This window comes from Breznakia pachnodae, from assembly GCF_030814225.1.
In the GTDB taxonomy this organism is placed as follows: Bacteria; Bacillota_I; Bacilli_A; order Erysipelotrichales; family Erysipelotrichaceae; genus Breznakia; species Breznakia pachnodae.
In genome coordinates this window covers 110,113-131,892 of record NZ_JAUSUR010000009.1, presented here as the reverse complement: position 1 = coordinate 131,892, position 21,780 = coordinate 110,113, and the positions used below count along the sequence as shown (strand labels likewise).

General features: G+C 30.8%; 22 protein-coding genes. 21 read left to right on the top strand and 1 reads right to left on the bottom strand.

Translation table 11 applies throughout. The features are described from left to right. Positions 1–24: 24 nt before the first annotated feature. The 17 genes from J2S15_RS19205 to J2S15_RS19125 all read left to right on the top strand — a co-directional run bounded on the left by J2S15_RS19205 (position 25) and on the right by J2S15_RS19125 (position 15,609). Positions 25–858, top strand: a complete 834-nt coding sequence (locus J2S15_RS19205) for an HAD family hydrolase (protein ID WP_307411722.1) — start codon at positions 25–27, stop codon at positions 856–858. Positions 859–974: 116 nt separating this feature from the next. After that, the gene (locus tag J2S15_RS19200; RefSeq protein WP_307411719.1) at positions 975–1,337 is read left to right on the top strand and encodes an iron chaperone; all 363 of its coding nucleotides are present in this window, start codon (positions 975–977) and stop codon (positions 1,335–1,337) included. Then, on the top strand, positions 1,324–1,779 hold the full coding sequence (locus J2S15_RS19195; protein ID WP_307411716.1) for a hypothetical protein: 456 nt from the start codon (positions 1,324–1,326) through the stop codon (positions 1,777–1,779). Before J2S15_RS19200 ends, J2S15_RS19195 begins: the two co-directional genes overlap by 14 nt. 12 nt (positions 1,780–1,791) lie before the next feature. Beyond that, positions 1,792–2,145, top strand: coding sequence for a hypothetical protein (locus tag J2S15_RS19190; RefSeq protein WP_307411714.1), 354 nt, complete (start codon positions 1,792–1,794; stop codon positions 2,143–2,145). Then, the gene (locus tag J2S15_RS19185) at positions 2,138–2,416 is read left to right on the top strand and encodes a hypothetical protein (RefSeq protein WP_307411710.1); all 279 of its coding nucleotides are present in this window, start codon (positions 2,138–2,140) and stop codon (positions 2,414–2,416) included. The genes J2S15_RS19190 and J2S15_RS19185 overlap by 8 nt, the downstream gene beginning before the upstream one ends. A gap of 56 nt (positions 2,417–2,472) precedes the next feature. Beyond that, complete coding sequence (locus tag J2S15_RS19180; RefSeq protein WP_307411708.1) at positions 2,473–3,441, top strand: MerR family transcriptional regulator; 969 nt, start codon at positions 2,473–2,475, stop codon at positions 3,439–3,441. 109 nt (positions 3,442–3,550) lie between these two features. Then, positions 3,551–4,006 (top strand): 8-oxo-dGTP diphosphatase, encoded by a 456-nt coding sequence (locus J2S15_RS19175; RefSeq protein ID WP_307411706.1) that lies wholly within the window; start codon positions 3,551–3,553, stop codon positions 4,004–4,006. Between the two features lie 11 nt (positions 4,007–4,017). Then, a complete protein-coding gene (locus J2S15_RS19170; RefSeq protein ID WP_307411703.1) occupies positions 4,018–4,479 on the top strand; it encodes an HD domain-containing protein in 462 nt (153 codons plus the stop codon). Positions 4,480–4,560: 81 nt separating this feature from the next. Continuing rightward, complete coding sequence (locus J2S15_RS19165; RefSeq protein ID WP_307411700.1) at positions 4,561–5,295, top strand: DUF975 family protein; 735 nt, start codon at positions 4,561–4,563, stop codon at positions 5,293–5,295. A 97-nt stretch (positions 5,296–5,392) separates the two neighbouring features. Beyond that, positions 5,393–6,025, top strand: a complete 633-nt coding sequence (locus J2S15_RS19160; RefSeq protein WP_307411698.1) for a hypothetical protein — start codon at positions 5,393–5,395, stop codon at positions 6,023–6,025. A gap of 196 nt (positions 6,026–6,221) precedes the next feature. After that, positions 6,222–7,616, top strand: a complete 1,395-nt coding sequence (locus tag J2S15_RS19155; protein WP_307411696.1) for an ABC transporter permease — start codon at positions 6,222–6,224, stop codon at positions 7,614–7,616. A gap of 1 nt (position 7,617) precedes the next feature. Then, entirely contained in the window at positions 7,618–8,268 is a 651-nt protein-coding gene (locus J2S15_RS19150; protein WP_307411692.1) for an ABC transporter ATP-binding protein, read from the top strand. A 20-nt stretch (positions 8,269–8,288) separates the two neighbouring features. Further along, complete coding sequence (locus tag J2S15_RS19145) at positions 8,289–8,948, top strand: response regulator transcription factor (protein WP_307411690.1); 660 nt, start codon at positions 8,289–8,291, stop codon at positions 8,946–8,948. Position 8,949: 1 nt separating this feature from the next. Then, a complete protein-coding gene (locus J2S15_RS19140) occupies positions 8,950–10,293 on the top strand; it encodes a sensor histidine kinase (protein ID WP_307411687.1) in 1,344 nt (447 codons plus the stop codon). Positions 10,294–10,408: 115 nt separating this feature from the next. Then, positions 10,409–12,955 carry a winged helix-turn-helix domain-containing protein gene (locus J2S15_RS19135; RefSeq protein ID WP_307411684.1) on the top strand — a complete coding sequence of 849 codons (2,547 nt, stop codon included), beginning with the start codon at positions 10,409–10,411 and terminating at the stop codon, positions 12,953–12,955. Between the two features lie 177 nt (positions 12,956–13,132). Beyond that, complete coding sequence (locus J2S15_RS19130; protein WP_307411681.1) at positions 13,133–13,651, top strand: hypothetical protein; 519 nt, start codon at positions 13,133–13,135, stop codon at positions 13,649–13,651. A gap of 29 nt (positions 13,652–13,680) precedes the next feature. Then, positions 13,681–15,609 carry a hypothetical protein gene (locus J2S15_RS19125; protein WP_307411678.1) on the top strand — a complete coding sequence of 643 codons (1,929 nt, stop codon included), beginning with the start codon at positions 13,681–13,683 and terminating at the stop codon, positions 15,607–15,609. Positions 15,610–15,659: 50 nt separating this feature from the next. Here the strand turns inward: J2S15_RS19125 and J2S15_RS19120 are convergent, their stop codons facing one another. Continuing rightward, a complete protein-coding gene (locus J2S15_RS19120) occupies positions 15,660–16,340 on the bottom strand; it encodes a phosphoribosylaminoimidazolesuccinocarboxamide synthase (RefSeq protein ID WP_307411675.1) in 681 nt (226 codons plus the stop codon). A 208-nt stretch (positions 16,341–16,548) separates the two neighbouring features. Here J2S15_RS19120 and J2S15_RS19115 point away from each other — a divergent pair, with 208 nt between their 5' ends. The 4 genes from J2S15_RS19115 to J2S15_RS19100 all read left to right on the top strand — a co-directional run bounded on the left by J2S15_RS19115 (position 16,549) and on the right by J2S15_RS19100 (position 21,627). Next, positions 16,549–17,196: a TetR/AcrR family transcriptional regulator gene (locus J2S15_RS19115; protein WP_307411671.1), complete on the top strand. Its 648-nt coding sequence runs from the start codon at positions 16,549–16,551 to the stop codon at positions 17,194–17,196. A gap of 103 nt (positions 17,197–17,299) precedes the next feature. Then, positions 17,300–17,917: a DUF5011/hyalin repeat domain-containing protein gene (locus J2S15_RS19110; protein WP_307411668.1), complete on the top strand. Its 618-nt coding sequence runs from the start codon at positions 17,300–17,302 to the stop codon at positions 17,915–17,917. 230 nt (positions 17,918–18,147) lie between these two features. Continuing rightward, a complete protein-coding gene (locus J2S15_RS19105) occupies positions 18,148–19,446 on the top strand; it encodes an RNA polymerase sigma factor (protein ID WP_307411665.1) in 1,299 nt (432 codons plus the stop codon). Positions 19,447–19,473: 27 nt separating this feature from the next. Next, positions 19,474–21,627: a MucBP domain-containing protein gene (locus J2S15_RS19100; protein ID WP_307411662.1), complete on the top strand. Its 2,154-nt coding sequence runs from the start codon at positions 19,474–19,476 to the stop codon at positions 21,625–21,627. Positions 21,628–21,780: the final 153 nt, after the last annotated feature.

Below are 21,780 nucleotides of genomic sequence, written 5' to 3'. Positions count from 1 at the left end.
GATAATATAGGAGGTAAAGCATTTATGATGGAGAATTTGCAGTTTGTAATTTGTGATATTGATAATACATTGGTTTCACCACTTACTCACGATATGCAGGAAAAAACGAAAGAAGTAATTCGTAAACTGCATGCTCATGGGATTCACTTTGGTCTTGCGTCCGGAAGACCATTAGATGAAATTAACGCACAGGTAGTAAGATGGGGATTAGAGAAAGAAACAACAATGCTACTTGGAATGAATGGATGTGAGTTGTGGGATCGTAATGATGATACCTTGCATTCATACTATTTATTAAAGAAAGAATGGATTAAAGAAATTCTTGAACTTATGAAACCATTTGATTTAAATCCATATATGTATTTAGATGGTGGTAGATTTTTATGTACAAGAATGGATGAGATGGTACAATACTCAGCTGAGAAAGTAGGTAAAAAAATCGTACTTGTCAATGATATGAGTGAGTTTTATAAAGAAGAAAATGCGAAACTGATGTTTCGTATTCCAGAAGACCGAATGGAAGAAATTGAGGCATATGTCAGTAAACATGCTTCACCATATTATAAAGCATTTAAGACACAAACAACAATGTTGGAGTTCTCTAATATCAATGTCTCAAAAGCATATACCATGATTGAATATTGTAAACGTCAAAATATTGACGTGGAAAATGTAATGGCATTTGGAGATATGAGTAATGACAATGATATGCTAGAAGCAAGTGGACTTGGGGTATGTCTGCTAAACGGTGGGGAAGATACCAAAGCAATTGCTGATATCATTACTGAAAAGACTTGTGATGAAGAAGGATTTGCATATTTTATTGAAGATCATATTTTTAAACCAAGAGGTTGGTAATTTATATAGCAGATACTAAAATAATAAAAGGTATCTGCTTTTTCTTTTGGAATGATTATATAGGTTCTCTATAGCAGTTATTTCGTTTATAATAGAACTATAGCGAGGACATAATTATGAAAGAAAAAAATGTAATTGATGCATACATTGATGAATTTGATGGAGATATCAAAGAGCGAATGATAAAAATAAGAGCAATCATCAACAAGATATTACCAGAGGCAACTGAGAAAATGGGTTATAATATGCCAACATTTCACTGGCATGAAAATGTAGTTCATTTTGCTGCTTCAAAAACCCACATAGGATTTTATCCAACACCTTCAGGAGTTGATTATTTTAAGACATTAAGCAGTGATTATAAAACTTCAAAAGGAACAGTACAACTACCAAACAATAAGCCAATTCCTTATGACTTAATTGAAAAGACAGTATTGTTTCGAAAAGAAGAAGTGGAAAAGAAACATGGAAATAAATAATAATGTTCAGGAATTAGTAGCGAAGTTAAATCAAAATGATCAGATGGAAGCATATCATGCTTTAAAAGAACTATTAAAAATATCTCAAGATAGTATTGAAGTATATAATTATCTAGACACATTTCGTTCATTTTTAAGAGATGAGAAAAACTCATATGTTCGCTCTAGAGGTTTCCTATTAATTGTGGAAAATGCTAGATGGGATAAAGCTAACAAAATCAATGGGTTTGTATCAGAGTTGTTAGATGCAATTGAGGATGAAAAACCTACAGCAACCAGACAGCATATTCAATCATTAAGTACTTTGATAAAGTACAAACCAGAATTTCAGTCACTTATTGAAGAACGATTAGAATCTATTGACTATAATAAGTATGCGGACACAATGAAAGGATTAGTTCAAAAAGACGTAAACAACATCTTGAAGTTGACCAAGGAGTAAGGAGTTGTAACTATGCTTCTAATAATGAATATTATTTATTTTCTTATTGTACTTTTGATTTATAAATCACGGGCTTCAAAAAAACAAGATATCCGTGTTTTTAATAATGACGATGATTTTTATGAAAAATTACCTAAAGAAAAGAGTAATTATTATTGGAAGAAATCAACCCAATATGTAATTGCTTATATGATTAGTATGGGGTTATGGATTAATGCAGGTATTTTATTTATGAAGAGTACAGAAGATTGGATGTTTCAGATTATACTACTAATTGGTGGTTTTGCACTTATGAGCATTATTTACTTCTATCTAGATAAAAAATTAAGAGATCATATTCTAGAAGGAATGAGTCACGATGAATAAACAATACATAATAGAAATTACAATGAATGATAAAAAGACAAATAAAGTAAATACAGGATATCGACCACACCTTGCACTTCCTAATTCTAATGAATTGTTAGGAGTTCAATTTATTGATTTTATTGATGAAGTAATTACTAATCAACCCACATTAGCAGTTATTGAAACTATGTATGATATTGATTACAGTTCACTACAAGTAAATACTATTTTTGATATAAGAGAAGGACGAAATATAGTTGGAAAAGGGATTATAAAAGAAATAATTTAATTTTTTCTTGACCTTATACTTAGTATATAGTGTAAAAGGAAGGTAGGAGGTGTCATATGAAAACAAATGAAGTTGAAAAACGATTAGGCATCAGTAAACAGTCAATTCTATTTTATGAAAAAGAAGGACTTGTACATCCAAAACGTGATGAAAGTAATTACCGAGATTATGATGAGCAAGATGTTCAGATATTGCAAATGATTAAACTATTAAGAGGAATGGATATATCAATTGATGATATTCGTTTGGTATTAAGTGGAGATAAGAGTTTTTCTGAATGCTTAGAAATGAAGGAACAGAATATTGAGTATCTTATGAGTGAGTTAGAAGAAACAAAAAATGTGGTTTCTTCCTTAAAAGAAAAGAATATTCCATTAATTCCGGCACTTGCTGATTTTGAATTACAGACAAAGACAATTAACTTTGGATATAATAAAACTAATAAAACACCGTCATTGGGACGATTACTTACATCCAAATTAGCTTTATCCAGGTTAATGGGATTAATTATTTATTCACTTATTTTTCTTTTCTTTATCATTGTAATTCTACTTGCATTTAATTATACGATAAATTCAATACCAGTTATTATTGGTATTTGGATTATAATATTTATTATAGTTGTATTATTGTTTGGAAATGTACAATGGGTTTTACTAGAACTGACGAATGATCAATATATTGAATTTCTAGAATCCAGTATTCGATACTATAAGCGAAGAAATAACCTTTCTCATTTTCGTTATATTTTATCATCAATATTCAATAACAATAGAAAATATCTAAAAGAAGTAAACTATGAAGATATTAAAAAAGTAACAATTAAAGAAGTTGATCGTTATGTAAGGATGCCATATACTTATATTGGATATCAAATAGTAACTTATGATTTTACTTTTGATTTCAAAGATGAAAGTGTTATTTTGAGAAATCCAATTACTTTAGAGGATGATCAATACTTAGTAAAAGAAATAATTAAAGCAAAGATAAAAACAATTGAAGACAAGGACCATTACTTAGATTAATGATATGGCAACTGATTTACATTATATAAATCAGTTGCTGTTTTATTATATGGTTATGATAAAATAGGAGATATACAAACTAAGTTTCCTAGGAAATAGTGGAGGGAATATGTCTAGAAGTGAAAAAGTAACACTTACAAATATGTGTATGGTTTATGATGATAAAGGTAATATTTTGATACAAGATCGTAAAGATATTTCATGGCCTGGGGTTTGTTTTCCTGGTGGTCATATCGAAGCAAAAGAATCATTTGTGGAATCTGTAATTCGTGAAGTGAAAGAAGAAACTGGTCTTATTATTGAGAATCCAGTTTTATGTGGTGTGAAGCAATTTACTACAAAAGAACATGGAAGATATATTGTATTCTTTTACAAAAGCAATACCTATACAGGTGAACTGTGTAGTAGTGATGAAGGAGAAGTCTATTGGATTAAACGTTCTGAGTTACATAACTATCAGCTGTCAGAAGACTTTGAAGATATGTTGAAAGTATTTGAAGATGATGAATTGAGTGAATTTTATTACTACAATGAAGGGGGAGATTGGGATTATAAATTACTGTAAGGAGGTCAAATATGAACCGAGTTGATATATTACGAGACTATATAAATAATGTGCTAAACAGTATTAGAGATGATGAATTTAAAGCAATGGGATATATTCACCTTTATGGAGTTGCACAAGCAAGTGTATTACTGGCTAAGAAACGTAAACTAGGTGAAGAACTTTGTGAGATGGCAGCTTTACTGCATGATATTTATACATATCAAAATAATACAAGTAAAGACCATGCAGTAAAAGGTGCAGTTATAGCAAGAGAAATTCTGGAAGAATTAGAAATTGCCAGCTATGAAGAAATTGATATTATTTGTACTGCAATTTATAACCATAGTAGTAAAGCAATGGTTCATGATAGTTATAGTGAATTATTAAAAGATGCAGATGTTCTTCAGCATAATCTTTATCATCCGGATGTTCCAGACCATGAAAAGAAACGATATGAAGCTTTATTAAAAGAACTAGGTTTATGTGTGTAATGCCTATAGGTTTATCCAAATAAAGAAATATGGTATTATTATAGAACGAAATAGTAATAACTATTTAAGGGAGGAAGAAGTATGTTTGATCGCGTACAAATAAAAGAAAGAGCGAAAGCTATTTATCGAAGTAATGTTGTAAAAGCTCTAGTAATTGGAGTTGTTTTATGGCTAGTAACTGAGGGAAATAGTGGATCGACAACAGAATTTAATTTATCAGACTCAAATGATATGGTTGATGCTGCACAAGATAGTTTTTACCAGCTAAGATCAAGTCATTTCTGGAGCTTAATACCATTTGCGTTTGCAGGGTATGCAATTATTAGATTATTAATATCAGTACTTATATCACCAGTACAAACAATGCTGATGTACTACTATAAAGATATGTCACTAGGAAAAGAATCACCTAATATCATGGAAGTGGTTCAACGTGGAGTATTCTTCAAAGTAGCTGCAGTTACTATCTTGTCAGCAATTGGTATTGGAATAGCTACGATATTCCTTGTGGTACCAGGAATATATTTATCGTATGTATGGCGTTATGTAGGACTGATTGCAGTAGATCATCCTGAAATGTCAATTACCGAAGTATTCGCTGAAAGTAAACGAATTACTATGGGTTATAAGTTTGACTTATTCGTATTGGACTTATCATTTATTGGATGGTATATTGCAGTAGCAGTTGTTAGTGTAATATCACTTGGAATTCTTGGGGTTATTGGTGGAATTGCATTAACACCATATACAGCACTAAGTGATGTAGAGGCTTATAATGTATTAAGTTTAAATTTTACTGAATCAAGTGAATGGTAATTATGAAAGGCATTATCCTAATATAGGGTAGTGCTTTTTTTGTTGTGTGAGCAAGCATTCTATCATACAATAAAGATAAGTAAAAGAGGGAAATAGAATGAAAAAAATATTAGCAATCTTATGTCTTGCGCTACTTTTAGGGTGTAGCAGTGGACTCTCAATAGATGGACATATTGAGAAGTTGGAGAAAATAGGAATTCAGGTTCCAGATTCACTAGAAACAAGCATTGATCCAAAGACAGTAGAAATTAATGGAACGGTTTATCAGGATATGATATATATGTATATTTTAATTCAATCTGGAATTGGCGAATACGATGAAGAAAAATATGCTTATGTCCCTACAAATGAAACAGTGTATGTATTTGATGCCGAAGCAATGAATATAGACAATATGTATGCAAATCTGTGTGATGGATTATCTAGTATAACGAAAGATGATTTTGTGATTGAGAATGTTAAACAGGAAGTTATAGAAGAGAGTGAAGATGGAATAGGAATGTATCAGATTGAATTCACAATCAATGGAAATGTGTATACGGCAGAAGCTGAAATGAGATATGACTGGATTGATACCAACTTTATGTTGTATGTAAATGAAGCAATTGAAAAAGAAGGTTATGATAATCGATTGTACTATACTTGGTATACGCAAGAAGTTGTAGTGTTGTATCGTGACCGTGATTGGGTAGATGAATTTGAAGCTTTAACAGAAATAGAACTTTTTTAATCTTTGTAAACAAGAGTTGTCTAATTGTAGATGACTCTTGTTTTATTAATAGTATATTTAAAACTATAAAACAATGAAAATAGAATTAAACGTATTTAAATCTAAAGCCTCTACCTATAATTGTTTGAATTCATACATCGATTTTACATCAATTTTACAACGCTATGATATTCTTACTCTCAAGGAGGAACATAATATGAGAATATTAAAAAGAGCGTTTTGGAATGTATGTAAGACATACAAAAAAACAGTTCTGATGTTGCTTGTGATAAGTGCAATTATGACACTTATTTTTTCTGGTCTGGCATTACAGACTTCATCAGTACAGGCGACTAAAAAAGCACAGAAATCAGTGGGAGCAAAAGTAGACTTCTTTCCTGATTACAATAAAATGATGCAGGCTGAATTTGGTGATGGCATCAGTGATGATATGCACATTGTAGATAGTAAGTTTGTGGAACGATTAGAAAAATCAAAATATGTAAAGGAACTTGATTATTCACTTATGGCATTTGCATCATCAAATTACCATAATGGAATGACGGATATGTTTGCTCAAAGTGGTTCAGATCCATTTGCAGTTCAAACTGACAACATTGATGGTGCGGAAATAAAATATATAGTACCATCAATCTACGTGAAATCACTAGATAAACCAGAGAATGATTTGGATTTTAAGTCAGAGAAAAATAAATTAGTGGATGGTGTATATCCAGCAGATAGTAAAGAGGAAAATCCAGTTATTGTATCTAAAAAATTCTTGGAAAGAAATAATCTTGAAATCGGACAACAAATTGAAATAAAGGGTGGAGATGTAGCTATGGCACCTCTTAATGTAACAATTGTTGGAACCTTTGAATCAATAAAAAGTGATGATAGTAATAAATCGCAAAATTCAATGATGCCTGAAGATGATTTGAATGATTACTTCTATAGCAATATGGCTACAACACAAAAAATACTAATGGCTGGAAATTCAGAGGAACGCTCGAGTATACAATACGAAAGTATCAATGTTACATTAACGTCTGCAGATGATTTAGATGCATTTCTGAATGAGTTTAAAAATGATATGGGTGATACTTCATTAATTAAATTATCTTCTGAACAAGCATCACTAAGTCAAACTCTATCTGCAATTGACAGTGTGGGTAATATTGCCAATACGATGGTTCTTATCACGACAGTGGCAGCTGTTATGATTCTAGGATTACTTATACTTATTTCTTTAAGAGAACGTAAATATGAGGTTGGAGTATTACTGTCATTAGGTGAAAGCAAACTGGCATTAATTGTACAAATTGTGATGGAGTCCATTTTGATTATGGCGGTATCAATTATTATATCCATTGGATCTAGTACTATGGTTGCCAATCAGATTGAGGATTACATTACTGAACAGGCAATCAGTGAAACTACTGAAGAATCACAAAAAGAAGTAGATTTGGATTTAGATGTAAATATATTAGATCCATCTATATTTGGAAAAGGTGTTGGTATCGGATTTGGTATTGTAATTATATCTTCTGTATTGCCAATGATTCTAACACTAAAGAAAGATCCAAAAACATTACTGTTGGGGAGGGATTAATATGGAATTAATTTTAGTTGGAAAACATATAAACTTCGCATATAACCAAACACCAATTTTAAATGATATTAATGTTCAGTTTGAACAAGGCAAGGTTCATGCAATCATTGGTCCATCAGGTAGTGGGAAGACTACACTATTATCTGTATTATCAGGAATAAGTAAGTACAAAGAAGGAAGTATTGAATATAAAGGTGAAGAACTATCGAAGTTGAATCAATCGAAATATCGTAAAGAGACTGGCATTATCTTTCAAAACTTTAACCTAATTACTTACTTAAGTGCAGTTCAGAATATTGTAGTGGCAATGGATATAGGAAGTATCAAAGGCAATAAGTTAGAAAAAGCAAAAGCATTATTAACCCAAGTAGGGATTAAAGAAGAAGATTGGTATCGTCCAGCAGCTAAGTTATCAGGAGGGCAGCAACAGCGTGTAGCAATTGCCAGAGCACTAGCTACAGATAGTGAAATTATTTTTGCAGATGAGCCTACAGGAAATTTGGACAGTAAAACTGGCCAGGAAATCATTCGTTTGTTATGCAATCTGGCAAGCGAACATAATAAATGTGTCATCTGTGTCACTCATGATATGCGGTTTCGTAAGAAAGCCGATATCGTATATACGTTAAGTGATGGTACAATAGATACGTAAGTATTTATGGGAGTATTAAAATGAAATATAAAATATTAGTTGTAGAAGATGAAAAAGCAATTCAGAAAGCCCTTATGGGTTTTTTGAAGCGTGAGGGATATATTGTGGAAAGTGCAGATGATGGAAAAACAGCATTATCTCTTGCATTAGAAAATGAATATCATTTGATATTATTAGATATGCTTCTTCCAGAAATGGGTGGTGAAGAGGTATTAGTAAAGTTACGCGAAAAGAAAGATACACCAGTTATGATCATTAGTTCACTAGGTGATGAACTAATTCAACTGGATGCTTATCAAAACTCAATTGATGATTATATCGTAAAGCCATTTTCAATGAATCTTTTATTATGTAAGATAGCTGTTTTACTAAAACGAATTTATCCAACTGAAAAAGAAGTTGTTCAAAGTGGTGATATTCGCTTAATCGTAAATAATTATGAGCTTTATCGTAATGATGAAAAAATCGAAGTGACAACAAAAGAATTTGAATTACTGCAGCTATTATTTCTACATAAAGGAAGGGTGTTTACACGTGAAGAACTGTATACGACAATATGGGGATATGATTATTATGGAGATACTAGAACGATTGATGTTCATATAGGAAATATTCGTAAAAAAACAATGTTAGAGACAATCACTACAATCCCAGGCGTAGGATATAAAGTGGAGAAATAGGATGAAAAAACTATCAATTTATTGGAAAACAGTAGTTGTCTCTATAACAATTATTTTGGTAACCGTTGTTAGTTTATTTATAGTTGTTTCTATTCTAACTCCATACTTAACACAAGAAATACAAAAAGAACGATTTAATGAACAAATCGAAGCAATCCAAGAATCAATAGAAGAAAATGGAATCAATACGGATGAATTAGAAAAATTAATTGAAAATAATCTATATTTTGAAATATATGAAAATGGAGAAATGATTTATAACTCAATAACAATAGAAGTTGCTTATAATCCTGAACAAAATAATGGAAATGATGAAAATAGTTTTGTGATTCCTTCATTTATGGATACAGATACATTAGAACATGAAGAGGAAGTAATTTATCAAGGAAATGCTTATGATTTATTTGTAACTAAAACGATTACATTCACAATGAATGAAAGTACGATGTTGCTAAATAAGATATTACCTTATTTTCTTATTATAGGTAGTATTGCAGCTATTCTATTATCAATTATTTATGCAAGATTCTTTTCAAAGAAAATTAAGCGATTATCTACTATTATGGATAAGATGAAAGAAAAAGACTATAAACCTAATAATAAAAAGATTGATGGTGATGAATTACAGCGTTTAGAGAATGATGTGAATAGTTTATATTCACAACTCTTAGAAGAAATAACAATAGTAAATAAGTTTGAAGAAGAACGTCAATTGTTTCTAAGAGGAATTACGCATGAGTTAAAAACACCAATTATGGCAATGGGAGTAACAATTGAAGGAATCCTTGCTAAAGTAGACGGATATGATAATTATGAAGAAGCATTAAATGACTGTTATCAGGAATTACAGTCAATGTCGAATTTAGTAAATGAGATTTTGGATTTAGCTAAAATTCAGTCGGTAAAAGATGTAGGTACAATTAATGTATCTGAAGCAATCGATAAAATATTGGAGATATATCAATTCTCATTTATTGACAAACATATATCAGTTAATAAAAATCAAATGAGTGAAATGCAACTAACTATTCCCGAAAATCATTTCAATAAAGTATTATCTAATATTATTAGTAATGTGACAAAGTATACACCAGAACATGGTAAGTTTGATATCAATATAGATGATAAATGTTTGCGCTTTGTGAACACAGTTCAAGCAAATACAGATATTAAAGTTGATAAAATATTTGATGCATTTGTTACAAGTGACAGCTTAGATGAAAAAGAACTCTATAAGAGTCATGGTCTAGGTTTGTATATTACATCTTCAATATTGAAACAATATCATATTAACTATAAATGCTGGGTAGAGGATAATTTTTTCTACTTTGAAATATTTTTATAGTATTGTACAAGGTAAGCGATGAAACAGGTAATTGATTTCACTTCTTACCTTATTGCTTTTCAAAAAGACTATCAGTTATAATGAGTGTATAGTAGTCAATGAAAGAGGGCAATTCATGGATCATTCACAAATACTTAGTGATAAGTTTTCAGTAATATCATTACCTGAAATTTATGCACCAAGACAGTCATTAGTAGAGCGGTATCAGATGTCTGCGAAGAAGCGAATCATTTATATCTCAGCACCATCAGGGTATGGAAAAACGCTTTCTACAAGATTATGGCTTGAAAATACCAGTTATAAATATATCTGGATTAGTTTAGATGAATACGATAATACTGTATCAATTTTTTATCGCTTACTATGTACAGGTATTTTTTCATTGCAGCCTAATAATAAAGCAATGCAAGAAATATTATCCAGTCCTTCCTTTCATGCTTCCCCAATCGAACATACAATAGAATTAATTTCCGCATTTGGGATTGATTTAGAGCGATATGCAATTGTATTAGATAATATGCATCTTGTACACAATAAAGAAATTATTAAATCAATGTTAATGATTCAAAAACGTTTTCCTGGATCTTTCTTACTATTGATACTTACTTGTGATGAGATAAGGTATGATGATATAAAAGCGATTGGTCAGGAGCGTTGCGCAATTATTACAGAAGATCATTTGGCTTTTTCTACCAAAGAAATACAGAAGTATTTTGGTGAGTATAATCGAGTAATTTCATTTGAAAAAGCAGAGGAAATTCGTTCGGTTACCAGAGGTTGGGCGATTGGTGTTAATGCCTTGGCGATGAGTGGAATTATTGATATGAAAGTGGAAGATGGACAAGTCTTTTCAAATTACATTAAATCTCAACTTTGGGATAAATGGAAAACAGATACCCAAGAATTTCTACTTAGAACATCAATTGTTAGTGAAATAACAATTGATTTAGCGATTCGTTTAACTGGAAGAAAAGATAGTTTAGATATATTAGAGGAACTAAGTGTTCAAAATGTTTTTGTCAGTCAGGTAGGAAAAGATAATTATCGATATCATAATTTGTTTTCCGAATTTTTAAAAGGTATTCTTTTTGATGAACATCCAATATTAACTAAAGAATTATATAAAATAGTAGCTGAGTATTATTTAGAAAATAATAAAATATTTCAGGCCAGACAATGTGCATTGAAGAGTGGTAGTAAAGAAATTATTGAAAGAAGTAATCACGCAATTAATAGTACAGATAATCAGAACAGTGTATTATCTGTGGATGAGTTTGTGAATGTATATAGCAGTTATTCTGATATGAGTAATCCTGAAGAAGTATGTGAGTTATATCCTTATCTATATTCTCAGTATGTTGGTTATTACTATGTAACAGGGAATGCGGAAATGACCCTGTTTTGCTTGGATAAAATATATGAACACCTACCAGTGATTTCGAAAGAATATCCACAATTTGTATCAGATGTTTCAATTATTACACTTCTTGATTTTAGAGTGAGTTTATTTAAATCGGCAAGAAAGTTGTTTAAATACCGTTCTCCATCTGAATTAAGTGAACGACTAGGTTGGAGCTCATTTACCATGCAGTTACCATTCTTTATTCATTCGGGTATGGACTACAGTGATCTTATAAGTAGAAATATATCAAAACAAATTATTCGCTTCCTTGGTCCTATGCTTGGGGATATTGGAAAAGTTCTTTTACCAATTTTAAATTCTAGTTATATGTATGAAAGAAATGAATTAGATAAAGCACAAACAGTAATTTCAAATATTAAAATATGTCAGGATGCAATATTTGGTGATGAAATTGGTTTTTGTTATTTAATGCAGGTTGCTGCAATTCATAATGCACAGGGAAATAGTAAAGCACTATCAAATGCGATTACAAATATTGAGCAATTTGTTAGTGAAAGTGACCATAGTTATTTTGCACCTAATTTTGAAGCATTCAAAACAAAGGTGAAATTAATGAATGCAGATCAAAAGTTAGCTCACCAATGGTTAGATAACTACTATATTGTAGATACAGGTAAGTTTGCATTGTACAAGATTTATCAGCATTTTACTACAATAAGAGCCTATATGGTTCTTGGCTATGCAGATAAAGCTAGAGAATATATAAAAGGAATTAAAGAGTTATCACAAGAGTTTGGTAGAATCATTGACCAAGCAGAAGCAAACGTATTAGAAGTGATAATAGAATGGTCAATTGGTGATAAGAAAAAAGCAGTAAGTATATTAGAAAAAACACTTTCTTCAATTCAAAATTATAAATATATTCGTGTAGTTGCAGACGAAGGAACTGCAATATTACCAATTCTAGTAAGACTGCAGTCTTTAATGAAGAACCCTAAATATGAAAAAGTAGTCAATGAAAAATATCTAGATAGTCTTGTTGAAGCAACACGTTTACAGGCAAAATCAACCAAAGGAATTGCTGTTTATCTTCGTTCGCCTAAAGTGAAGTTATCCAATCAACAAAGGAATGTATTATCATTACTAGTAGAGGGTTACCGAAATAATGAAATAGCGAAAATGACAAACTTAACCATTCATACTGTTAAATATCATTTAAGTGCAGCATATAAAAAACTTGGTGTTGATAATGCCAATGATGCAGTTAAAAAAGTAGTAGATGAAAAGTTATTAGACTAATATAGTAATAGAGAAATCCTAAAAAAGGGTTTCTTTTTTTCTGTTTTAAGCAAAAACCCTATACTCCACCTAAAATAAAATTTAAAAAAATGAAAAAAACCCTATACTCATTTCGTTAAATTGAAAAAACTCATTATAAACTGTAAGTAGAAAAAACATAATTCAAGGAGGTGTATCATGAAGAACTATCAAACCTCAGAATTTATAGAGATTTGTAGAAATGCAACCATCGAGTTATTTAAGGATAAGATTACAAGTGATGATATACAAACATTATTAGATTGTATGCCAATGGTTAATAATAATGAATTATTAATACCTGAATCTAGTTTTTCTATACCAAAAGTAATCAACAGTGAAGTACTTATTACCAGTTCATTGGGTTGGTCAATTATTCGTGTTACACCATCAGATACACAGTATCAGACATGGAGAATGGATGAAAGAGTATGGGGTACTAGAATTGGTAGTGGAGTAGCAAGTGGCTTTATTTATACCGTATATGAAAGTTATGAAGCATTCTTTAAATATACAACAACCTATCAGTTAAAATCAGTAAATAAATATGATGATATTCTACAAATCAATTGGTTCAATAGTAGTGGCTTACCAATTGCACAGTTTAATGGAGTATTAGAAGGAGGGCCAATATTAGAAATAGGAGGTGGTTGTTACTGGAAGAATAGTGGTGCTTAGTTTACAACTTTGAAACAGGAGGAAAAAATATGAAACGAGTTTCTAAAGTATTTATGAGTATTTTTGTATTATTTACAGTTTTATTTACAAATGATGCAATTATTGAAAAAGTAGAGGCAGCTGATACAACATATGATATTTGGGATGGACAAGCAGATATTGATTGGTATGATTCTTCCAATATAAAAGATTCATATGATATTCTAAATGCAAAGCAGTTGGCTGGTTTAGCGCAATTAGTGAATTCTGGTGAGGATTTCAATGGGGTTGTAATAAATCTAACAACTAATATTGATTTAAATAATATGGAATGGACACCAATTGGAGGAAGTAATCAGCTTGAAGGTGTTACATTTAATGGAAATGGTTATATGGTAAAAAATTTGAAAGTAACTAATAAATTTTCAAGTGGTTTATTCGGCTGGATTATTGATTGTCAGTTGAATAATTTAAATGTTGAAGGAGAAATTATTACTAGAAGTGGTTATGCAGGAATGCTTGCTGCAGATATAATAAATACAAATATTTATCAGTGCTATACATCTGGAACTATTACAATGAATGGTACTGATTATAATGAATATGGCGATGCTGTAGGTGGTGTAATCGGACAGTATTATAATGAAGATGAAAATGTAAATGGATATATAAAAGAATGTGGCTCATCAGTTACTATTAATGCAGTTACACCTGGACAATATGCAGGAGTAATAGGTTGGGCTTCTACATACAATGATAGTTCAACTTATGAAATTAGTGACTGTTACTTTTCTGGCGTTTTAAGTATTTCGGATCCAAGTTCCGCAACAAATGGAATTGGTGGTATTATCCTTTCAGTAGGAGCTGATTTTGGTCACGCAGATTTACCATCAGGAAATTATATAGTAAAGAATTGTTATGTATCCGGAACTGTTGAAAACACAGGAGATTCAACTTCTGCACTTGGAATTGCAATAGTTGATGGTACAGTAGATAATTGTTATTGGAATTCTTCATTACAAATAGATGGAGTTCAACAATTGATTTGGAATAAAAGTAAACAAGATTTTGATTCTGGAACAGGACAAACTACGAATACAGAAGAGAGAACATTAGAACAAATGAAAACAGTAGAATTTCTATCGACACTAAATGGTGGAAGAACCGTTTGGGAGTGGATGATTGGTAATGATGGAAATTCTTATCCAATACTAGTATGGCAGCTACGTAATTATGATGCGGATTACACATTAGTAGATGAAGCACTAAAGAAAGTACCAGATGACTTGAGTGTCTATACAAATGATACAGTAAATTCATTAAATAATGCTATAGATGCGATTATTCGAGGAAAAGATGCCAGTGAGCAAAGTATAGTTAATGGATATGCAGCAGCAATAGAAAATGCAATCAATCAATTAGTATATAGAGATGCAGACTATGCTAAGGTAAATGAAGTAATAAGTAAAGTTCCAAAAGACTTAAATCTTTATACAGACGAAAGCGTGAAAGTTTTAAATAATGCACTGGATGCAGTAATATTAGGAAAGAACATAACTGAACAAAGTATTGTTGATGGTTATGCAACAGCAATAGAAAATGCAATCAATCAACTAGCATATATAGGTGCAGATTACACAAAAGTAAATGAAGCCATAAAGAAAGTACCAACAGATTTAAGTATCTATACTGATGAAAGTGTAAAAAAATTAAATGATGCATTAGATGCAGTAGTAGAAGGAAAAAATATTACAGAACAAGAACTTGTTGATAGTTACGCAACAGCAATAGAAAATGCGATTAACGCTTTAGAAAAGAAATTAATTGTTATTGATGGTTCAGATAGTAACAGTACAAATAAAGATGATATAGTCGTTCCTCCTGCAGGAGATCTAACAAATATACCATATTTAATTTTTACAGTGCTACTTAGTTCAGCAATTATTATTGTATTAAGCAAAAAGCAAAAGAGAGTATAAGTTAATTAAAAAAACGGTAACCAAATCAGGTTACCGTTTTTGAATGTATATTATTCTCCTAAAACGATTTTTACTAAATCAAGAGGATGAACTACTTCACCATCTTTGTATACACGCATGTTTCCACCAGAGATTTCATCGATAAGAATAACTTCTCCGTTATTTCTACCAAACTCTAATTTGATATCGTATAATTCACAATCTTTTTTAGCAAGGTCAGCTTTTAAAATCTTACAAATTTTTTGTGTTTGTGATTTTAATGATTCATATTCATCAGCTGTTAGAAGATTCAACATCTCTAATGCATCTTTTGTGATAGGAGGATCTTCTCTGTCATCATCTTTTAATGTTACTTCTACGAATGCATCTAAATCTTGACCCTCTGTAGCATATTGTCCATAACGACGCATAAAGCTACCAACTGCTTTAAAACGACAGATAATTTCTAAACCATTACCAAATACAGTTGCAGGTAATACTTCCATTGTATTGTTATCTGTATCAGCATTTACATAGTGTGTTTTAACTCCATTGTCATGTAGTAATTCGAAGAAGTATTTTGTTAATCTTAATCCTCCGTTACCCATTCCATCAATTGAAAGACCAACTGTATTTGCTCCTGGATCAAATACTCCATCAGTTCCAGTTACATCATCTTTAAACTTTAATAAATAGTTTCCATTTTCTAATTCAAAAACGTCTTTTGTTTTTCCTTGATATACTAATTTCATAATATAAAGTACCTTTCTTTCTGCTTATATCTTAAAAAATATCATGCAATGCTTAATGTGTCAACTTTATATGTTAATTGTATAGCAATTGATTATAATATAACTTAAAATATAGTTAATTATTTATACATTGATACATCAAAGTATAGAAAGTGATTGTAATCAATCTAGTTATTATGTATAATTCAGTGGAAGAAAGAAGGTTGCTATGAAAAATAAAAAAGGTAATGCTTTAAGAGAAGATATTTTAAAAGTATCAGAACAACTCTTTAAAGAATATGGATATGATCATACAACTTTTCAGATGATTGCAGATGAACTGGGAATCACAAGAGGTGCAATTGTATATCATTTCAAAAATAAACATCGAATCTTACATACACTATTTGAGGATTACTTTCAATCAATTCATAACTATATAAAAGAGAATCTAAACGAAAACTTTAATTACTATCTGTATTACTGTATTTTCTACATTTATATATCTAGAGAGATTACAAAGAACGAAAAGAATTATCAACTCTTCTATCACAAAGATTATATTAACAGTTGGGAAAATGAAAAACTGATGGATGTGGAAACATCGTATCAGTTGATTACGGATAATTTTAATAAGGATTTTTCTAAAGAAGAATTACGATTGGCAACAGTTATGGACTTAGGTGCTAGAAAGAGTCTGTTTAAAGAGTTCTCAGACGATGCAGGAGTTCTAACTATCGATAAGTATAGTTATTATCGAGTATATCTGATTGGGGTCTTATCACGCTTAGATGAAGCGACAATCCAAAAGAATATTCAAAGAGCTTTTGAATTTGTAGATGCTCATGAACTTGAGAGTATTCCTTTGTTGGCGTAAAAAATGAAGAAAGTAATTTCGTGATATAATAACAGAAGGGAATATAATAAAAATAAAATGACTTTCTGATTTAAGTAGTCGAAAAAATATTTTGAGGGGCATTATGATAAAAAGAATAATTCAGAAATTTCAAGATTTAACTACAGTGTATAAAGTAATTACTATTATCGTTAGTTTATCAGTAATTGCTGCAGTAACCTTTGCAGTATATACTGCAGTTACACCAAACAATAAATTGAAATTAAAAGAAGAATCGTTTGTATTTGAGTATGGCTATTCTTATTCCTATGAGAAGAGTTACTATATAGATGCAGATAAAGAAATTCTTGATAAAATAACAGTTAAGATCAATGGGGAAGATATTGATAATCCGGCAACCTATGATTTGAGTGAAGAACAGTGGTTGGATATTTATGATGTTGGAACATACAAAGGTGTTGCAACTTATGAGGATGAAAAGGTTGAATTTCTCGTAGAAATTAAAGATACTACAAAACCTGAATTTATTAGTTTTAATAAAGAAATTACAGTAAAGGTAAATGATGAAAAGGTTGAATTTGAAAGTTATTTTTATGCAGGTGATTTATCAGATGTAACTCTTAGCGTCGATACAAGTGATGTGGATTTATCAAAAGCAGGAAGTTATGAAATAACGGTAGTTGCTGAAGATGAATATGGCAATAAGACAGAAAAAACTGCTACAGTGATTGTGGAAAAATAAGACAAAAATAATACCTAATTCAATTGATGATTGAGTTAGGTATTTTTCTTTTGTGAAAATGGAAGTGAACCATTTTAAAAAAACTTGCGACTAATTTATGTTAAAAACAAAAAAGTGAAATATTTTAGTTTCATCGTGAACCGATACAAAAAATTTGTGTCCTTAATGATGAAAGGAGACTAAGGTATATAAAATAATCAAAGGATTATTTATTTTATGAAGGAGTGTTTATGAGTAAAAAGACAAAATATTTAGTTTCAACACAAACAGTTGTCAGAGCTATTGAAGGAGATACGGAAGCTTTTAATGAACTATATAAAGCTTATTTTAATATGATTCGTTTTATTACTAGTCAGTTCGCTAGAAATGAAAGTGAAGCAATTGATTTAACTCAAGATATCTTTGTGAAGATACTGAATAATATTAAATCTTTGGATCAGCCAAGGGCAATACATAATTGGATTTTAAGAATTACTTATAACCATTGCTTTAACTATAATAATAGATCAAAAACAAATACAGTAGATTTTGGTGTAGAGAACAGCATAGAAAATATTGCAGACAGTAAAAGTAAAAAGATAAGTGAACAGATAGAAGATGAAAGAATTGTAAGTATTGTTAGACAATCACTTGAAACGATGGATACAACATTACAAAGTGTTGGAATGATGCGTTATTTAGATGAAATGGATCTTAATGAAATTGCATCAATTCTAGAAATACCTAAAGGTACAGTAAAATCAAGACTTAGTCGAGTGAGAAAAATACTACAAGAAGATTTGGAGGAACATGGGGTATCACCTGCAACTTATCGTGTTGTTGTATCACCAGTTGTTTTATGTGGTATTTATCAGATTATGTATCAGCAATCAATTGATAAATCCTACGATCGAAGTATTGTGTATGTTGTATTAGCTTCTTTGTTTCAGTTTAATATGAAACAGATTGCAGTGGTATTAGGTACACTTTCTTTGATTGTTGGAGGGATTTTTGTGTCGACACAAACTGGCGATACTAATATTGAAGAAGTTACACCAATTCAAATTGAGAAACCAAGCAAGGCAGTCGTAGATGATGCAAAGATTATGAGTATCAATTACAACCAGAATTGGACCAATGAAGCAATTTTAATTGAAGTAGAAACTTCAAATGATAATTATGATCATATTTTAATTAATGACAATGAAACAATGTATATTTCTGCCAATGGAGAATATACAGTTTCATTACAGAAGAATGGTGAAGTAATTGATCAGAAAACAATTGTAATTGAGAATATTGATATCCATAGTCCTGATGGTTACAGTGAACGAAGTGGAAATCAATATATTTTGTATTTGAATGATGATTTATCACAAGTAGATAGTACTAGCATTTTATATTATAAGAATGGTGCATTGAGTACAGCATATATAGTTGATGATTATAACAAGACAATTACCATCACCAGTGAAAAAGGTGATACAGAATTATTATATGTAAGTGACAATGCGGGGAATGTACTACAGATAGATATTTACAAAGAATAACAATAGAGGGCAATTGGAGGAGTAAATATGAGAGTAAAACAGTTACTAAAAAAGGTTGGAGTAGCTACTTTAGTTATGATGATAGTATCTGCAAATATGATATTCAATAATGATATAGTTCATATAAATGCAGGTGACTATGAGATTGAAGTAGATAAAGATAATGTAACAGATAAGTTCAACTTTAATGGAACAGCATCGTATAATCAGGATAGTGGGATTGCTACATTAACAGAAGATGTTGCAGGACAATCAGGAAACATAACAATCAATGAAAAGATATCATTAAGTGATGCTTTCTCATTAACATTAGATATTAATATTGGAAATAAACCTCAAGGAGGACAAGGTGGGGATGGAATGGCGTTCTTTTTCCATACTGGAGAAGTTAGTGATGTAGGTTCTTTTGGAAATGCATTTGGTGCAGGATTCTTATCAGATGTTGTAGGGTTTAAAATAGATACAACAAACAATAATCATGATGAACCATATATAAATGCAGTTGCTGATCCTAATCGAGTATGGTGGGATCCAGGTATTTCACTAAATCGAACAGGAAGCTGGTATGGATATAATAATTCAGTATACGGAGCATTTTTCTATTCAAATCCTAATAATTATGGAGTTATAACAACATGGGGTGATACTGCTTATAATACACCACATAATACGAATGGAGATGATGACATAAAAGGATTAAGTAATCCAACAAATAATGAATTCAAAGAAATCACAATAGATTATGATGGAAACGGAATCATGAAAGTGAACTATGATGGTGAATATTGGGAAATCGATATTGTAAATACATTTAATATGGACCTTGATGATGAGTATGTATTTACAATTTCAGGAAGCACTGGTTCGTTCACAAATTACCACCAGGTAAAATTTGGGGATATAACATATACGCCGTCAGAAGAAAATGGACAAGTAATTGTAAAGTATGAGAATGAAGCTGGAACGGGAATAGCAGATAGTGTAACCTTGGTTGGTGAAGTGGGAAGTACATATACAACAACGCAAAAGACAATTGATAATTATCAATTTAAAGAGATGAAAGTTGGAAGTGCAGCAGCTAGTGGAACTTATATTGATGGTTCATTAACGGTTACATATGTATATGAACCTGTAACACTTACCCAAGGAACTGTGATTGCAAAGTATGAAAATGAAGCAGGAGCAGAAATTTCAGGAAGTGTAAGTACATCAGGAAATGTAGGGAGTACATATACAACCACACAGAAAACGATTGATAATTATACGTTCAAAGAAATGAAGGCAGGAAGTGCAGCAACCAGTGGAAACTATACGAATGGAACACAAATTGTTACATATGTATATAAAGCGAATCCACTTGTAGTAATACAAGGAACAGTTATTGCGAAATATGAAGATGAATCAGGAACAGAAATCGCAGCTAGTGTTATAACTACTGGAGCTGTAGGAAATAGTTATACAACCATTCAAAAGACAATTAATGGTTATACCTTTAAAGAAATGAAAGTAGGAAGTGCGAATGTAAGTGGCAATTATGTTAATGGTACATTAACAGTAACTTATGTTTATAAAAAGAATATTGTTTCGATTGCGCAGGGAAGTGTTATTTCTAACTATGTTGATGAAGCAGGTAATACAATTGCACCAAGTATCACAACAACAGGAACTATAGGTACAAACTATAATACTCAAAAGAAAGATATTAATGGTTATACATTCAGTAATCTACATGAAACTAGTGCAAGTGCATCTGGTAAATATGCGAATGGTGTACAGACAGTAATCTATGTATATACAAGAGACAGTGGTAAATTAATTGTTCGCCATGAAGCTAGTGATGGAAAGTTACTCGAAAATGAAAGTGTTAGTGTAAGAAACACTGGAGAAACATATGTAACTATTCAAAAAGAATTTGATGGATATGTATTTAAAGAAGTAAAAGCAGGAAGTCATGAGCAACAAGGTGTCTATGAAAAAGATGTAACGAAAGTTGTAACGTATGTTTATGAATTGGATGATGAAGATAAAGTAGTTATCTTTACTCCAAGCATAGCAAGTCCTTCAGGCAATCCAAGTGTTGCAGTTAATACTAGTGATTCTACAAACATCTCATTCTACTTAATGTTGATGGTATTAACAGGTGGAGTTCTAATTGTTGGAAAACAAAGAAGAAAAATATAATTAGTTTTATACTCTTAAAACTCTGAAAAAATTGCGAAAATATTCTTTCGCAATTTTTGTATTCTCGGATGATAAAACAATGAAAAATGACTCGATAAAAATTGATAATAAACAATCGTATTTTATCCTTTACATTTGAAATGTTGTTGTGTA

Coding starts and splice junctions, on each gene's coding strand:
- J2S15_RS19205 (WP_307411722.1), top strand. CDS start 25: ATGATGGAGAATTTGCAGTTTGTAATTTGTGATATTGATAATACATTG.
- J2S15_RS19200 (WP_307411719.1), top strand. CDS start 975: ATGAAAGAAAAAAATGTAATTGATGCATACATTGATGAATTTGATGGA.
- J2S15_RS19195 (WP_307411716.1), top strand. CDS start 1,324: ATGGAAATAAATAATAATGTTCAGGAATTAGTAGCGAAGTTAAATCAA.
- J2S15_RS19190 (WP_307411714.1), top strand. CDS start 1,792: ATGCTTCTAATAATGAATATTATTTATTTTCTTATTGTACTTTTGATT.
- J2S15_RS19185 (WP_307411710.1), top strand. CDS start 2,138: ATGAATAAACAATACATAATAGAAATTACAATGAATGATAAAAAGACA.
- J2S15_RS19180 (WP_307411708.1), top strand. CDS start 2,473: ATGAAAACAAATGAAGTTGAAAAACGATTAGGCATCAGTAAACAGTCA.
- J2S15_RS19175 (WP_307411706.1), top strand. CDS start 3,551: ATGTCTAGAAGTGAAAAAGTAACACTTACAAATATGTGTATGGTTTAT.
- J2S15_RS19170 (WP_307411703.1), top strand. CDS start 4,018: ATGAACCGAGTTGATATATTACGAGACTATATAAATAATGTGCTAAAC.
- J2S15_RS19165 (WP_307411700.1), top strand. CDS start 4,561: ATGTTTGATCGCGTACAAATAAAAGAAAGAGCGAAAGCTATTTATCGA.
- J2S15_RS19160 (WP_307411698.1), top strand. CDS start 5,393: ATGAAAAAAATATTAGCAATCTTATGTCTTGCGCTACTTTTAGGGTGT.
- J2S15_RS19155 (WP_307411696.1), top strand. CDS start 6,222: ATGAGAATATTAAAAAGAGCGTTTTGGAATGTATGTAAGACATACAAA.
- J2S15_RS19150 (WP_307411692.1), top strand. CDS start 7,618: ATGGAATTAATTTTAGTTGGAAAACATATAAACTTCGCATATAACCAA.
- J2S15_RS19145 (WP_307411690.1), top strand. CDS start 8,289: ATGAAATATAAAATATTAGTTGTAGAAGATGAAAAAGCAATTCAGAAA.
- J2S15_RS19140 (WP_307411687.1), top strand. CDS start 8,950: ATGAAAAAACTATCAATTTATTGGAAAACAGTAGTTGTCTCTATAACA.
- J2S15_RS19135 (WP_307411684.1), top strand. CDS start 10,409: ATGGATCATTCACAAATACTTAGTGATAAGTTTTCAGTAATATCATTA.
- J2S15_RS19130 (WP_307411681.1), top strand. CDS start 13,133: ATGAAGAACTATCAAACCTCAGAATTTATAGAGATTTGTAGAAATGCA.
- J2S15_RS19125 (WP_307411678.1), top strand. CDS start 13,681: ATGAAACGAGTTTCTAAAGTATTTATGAGTATTTTTGTATTATTTACA.
- J2S15_RS19120 (WP_307411675.1), bottom strand. CDS start 16,340: ATGAAATTAGTATATCAAGGAAAAACAAAAGACGTTTTTGAATTAGAA.
- J2S15_RS19115 (WP_307411671.1), top strand. CDS start 16,549: ATGAAAAATAAAAAAGGTAATGCTTTAAGAGAAGATATTTTAAAAGTA.
- J2S15_RS19110 (WP_307411668.1), top strand. CDS start 17,300: ATGATAAAAAGAATAATTCAGAAATTTCAAGATTTAACTACAGTGTAT.
- J2S15_RS19105 (WP_307411665.1), top strand. CDS start 18,148: ATGAGTAAAAAGACAAAATATTTAGTTTCAACACAAACAGTTGTCAGA.
- J2S15_RS19100 (WP_307411662.1), top strand. CDS start 19,474: ATGAGAGTAAAACAGTTACTAAAAAAGGTTGGAGTAGCTACTTTAGTT.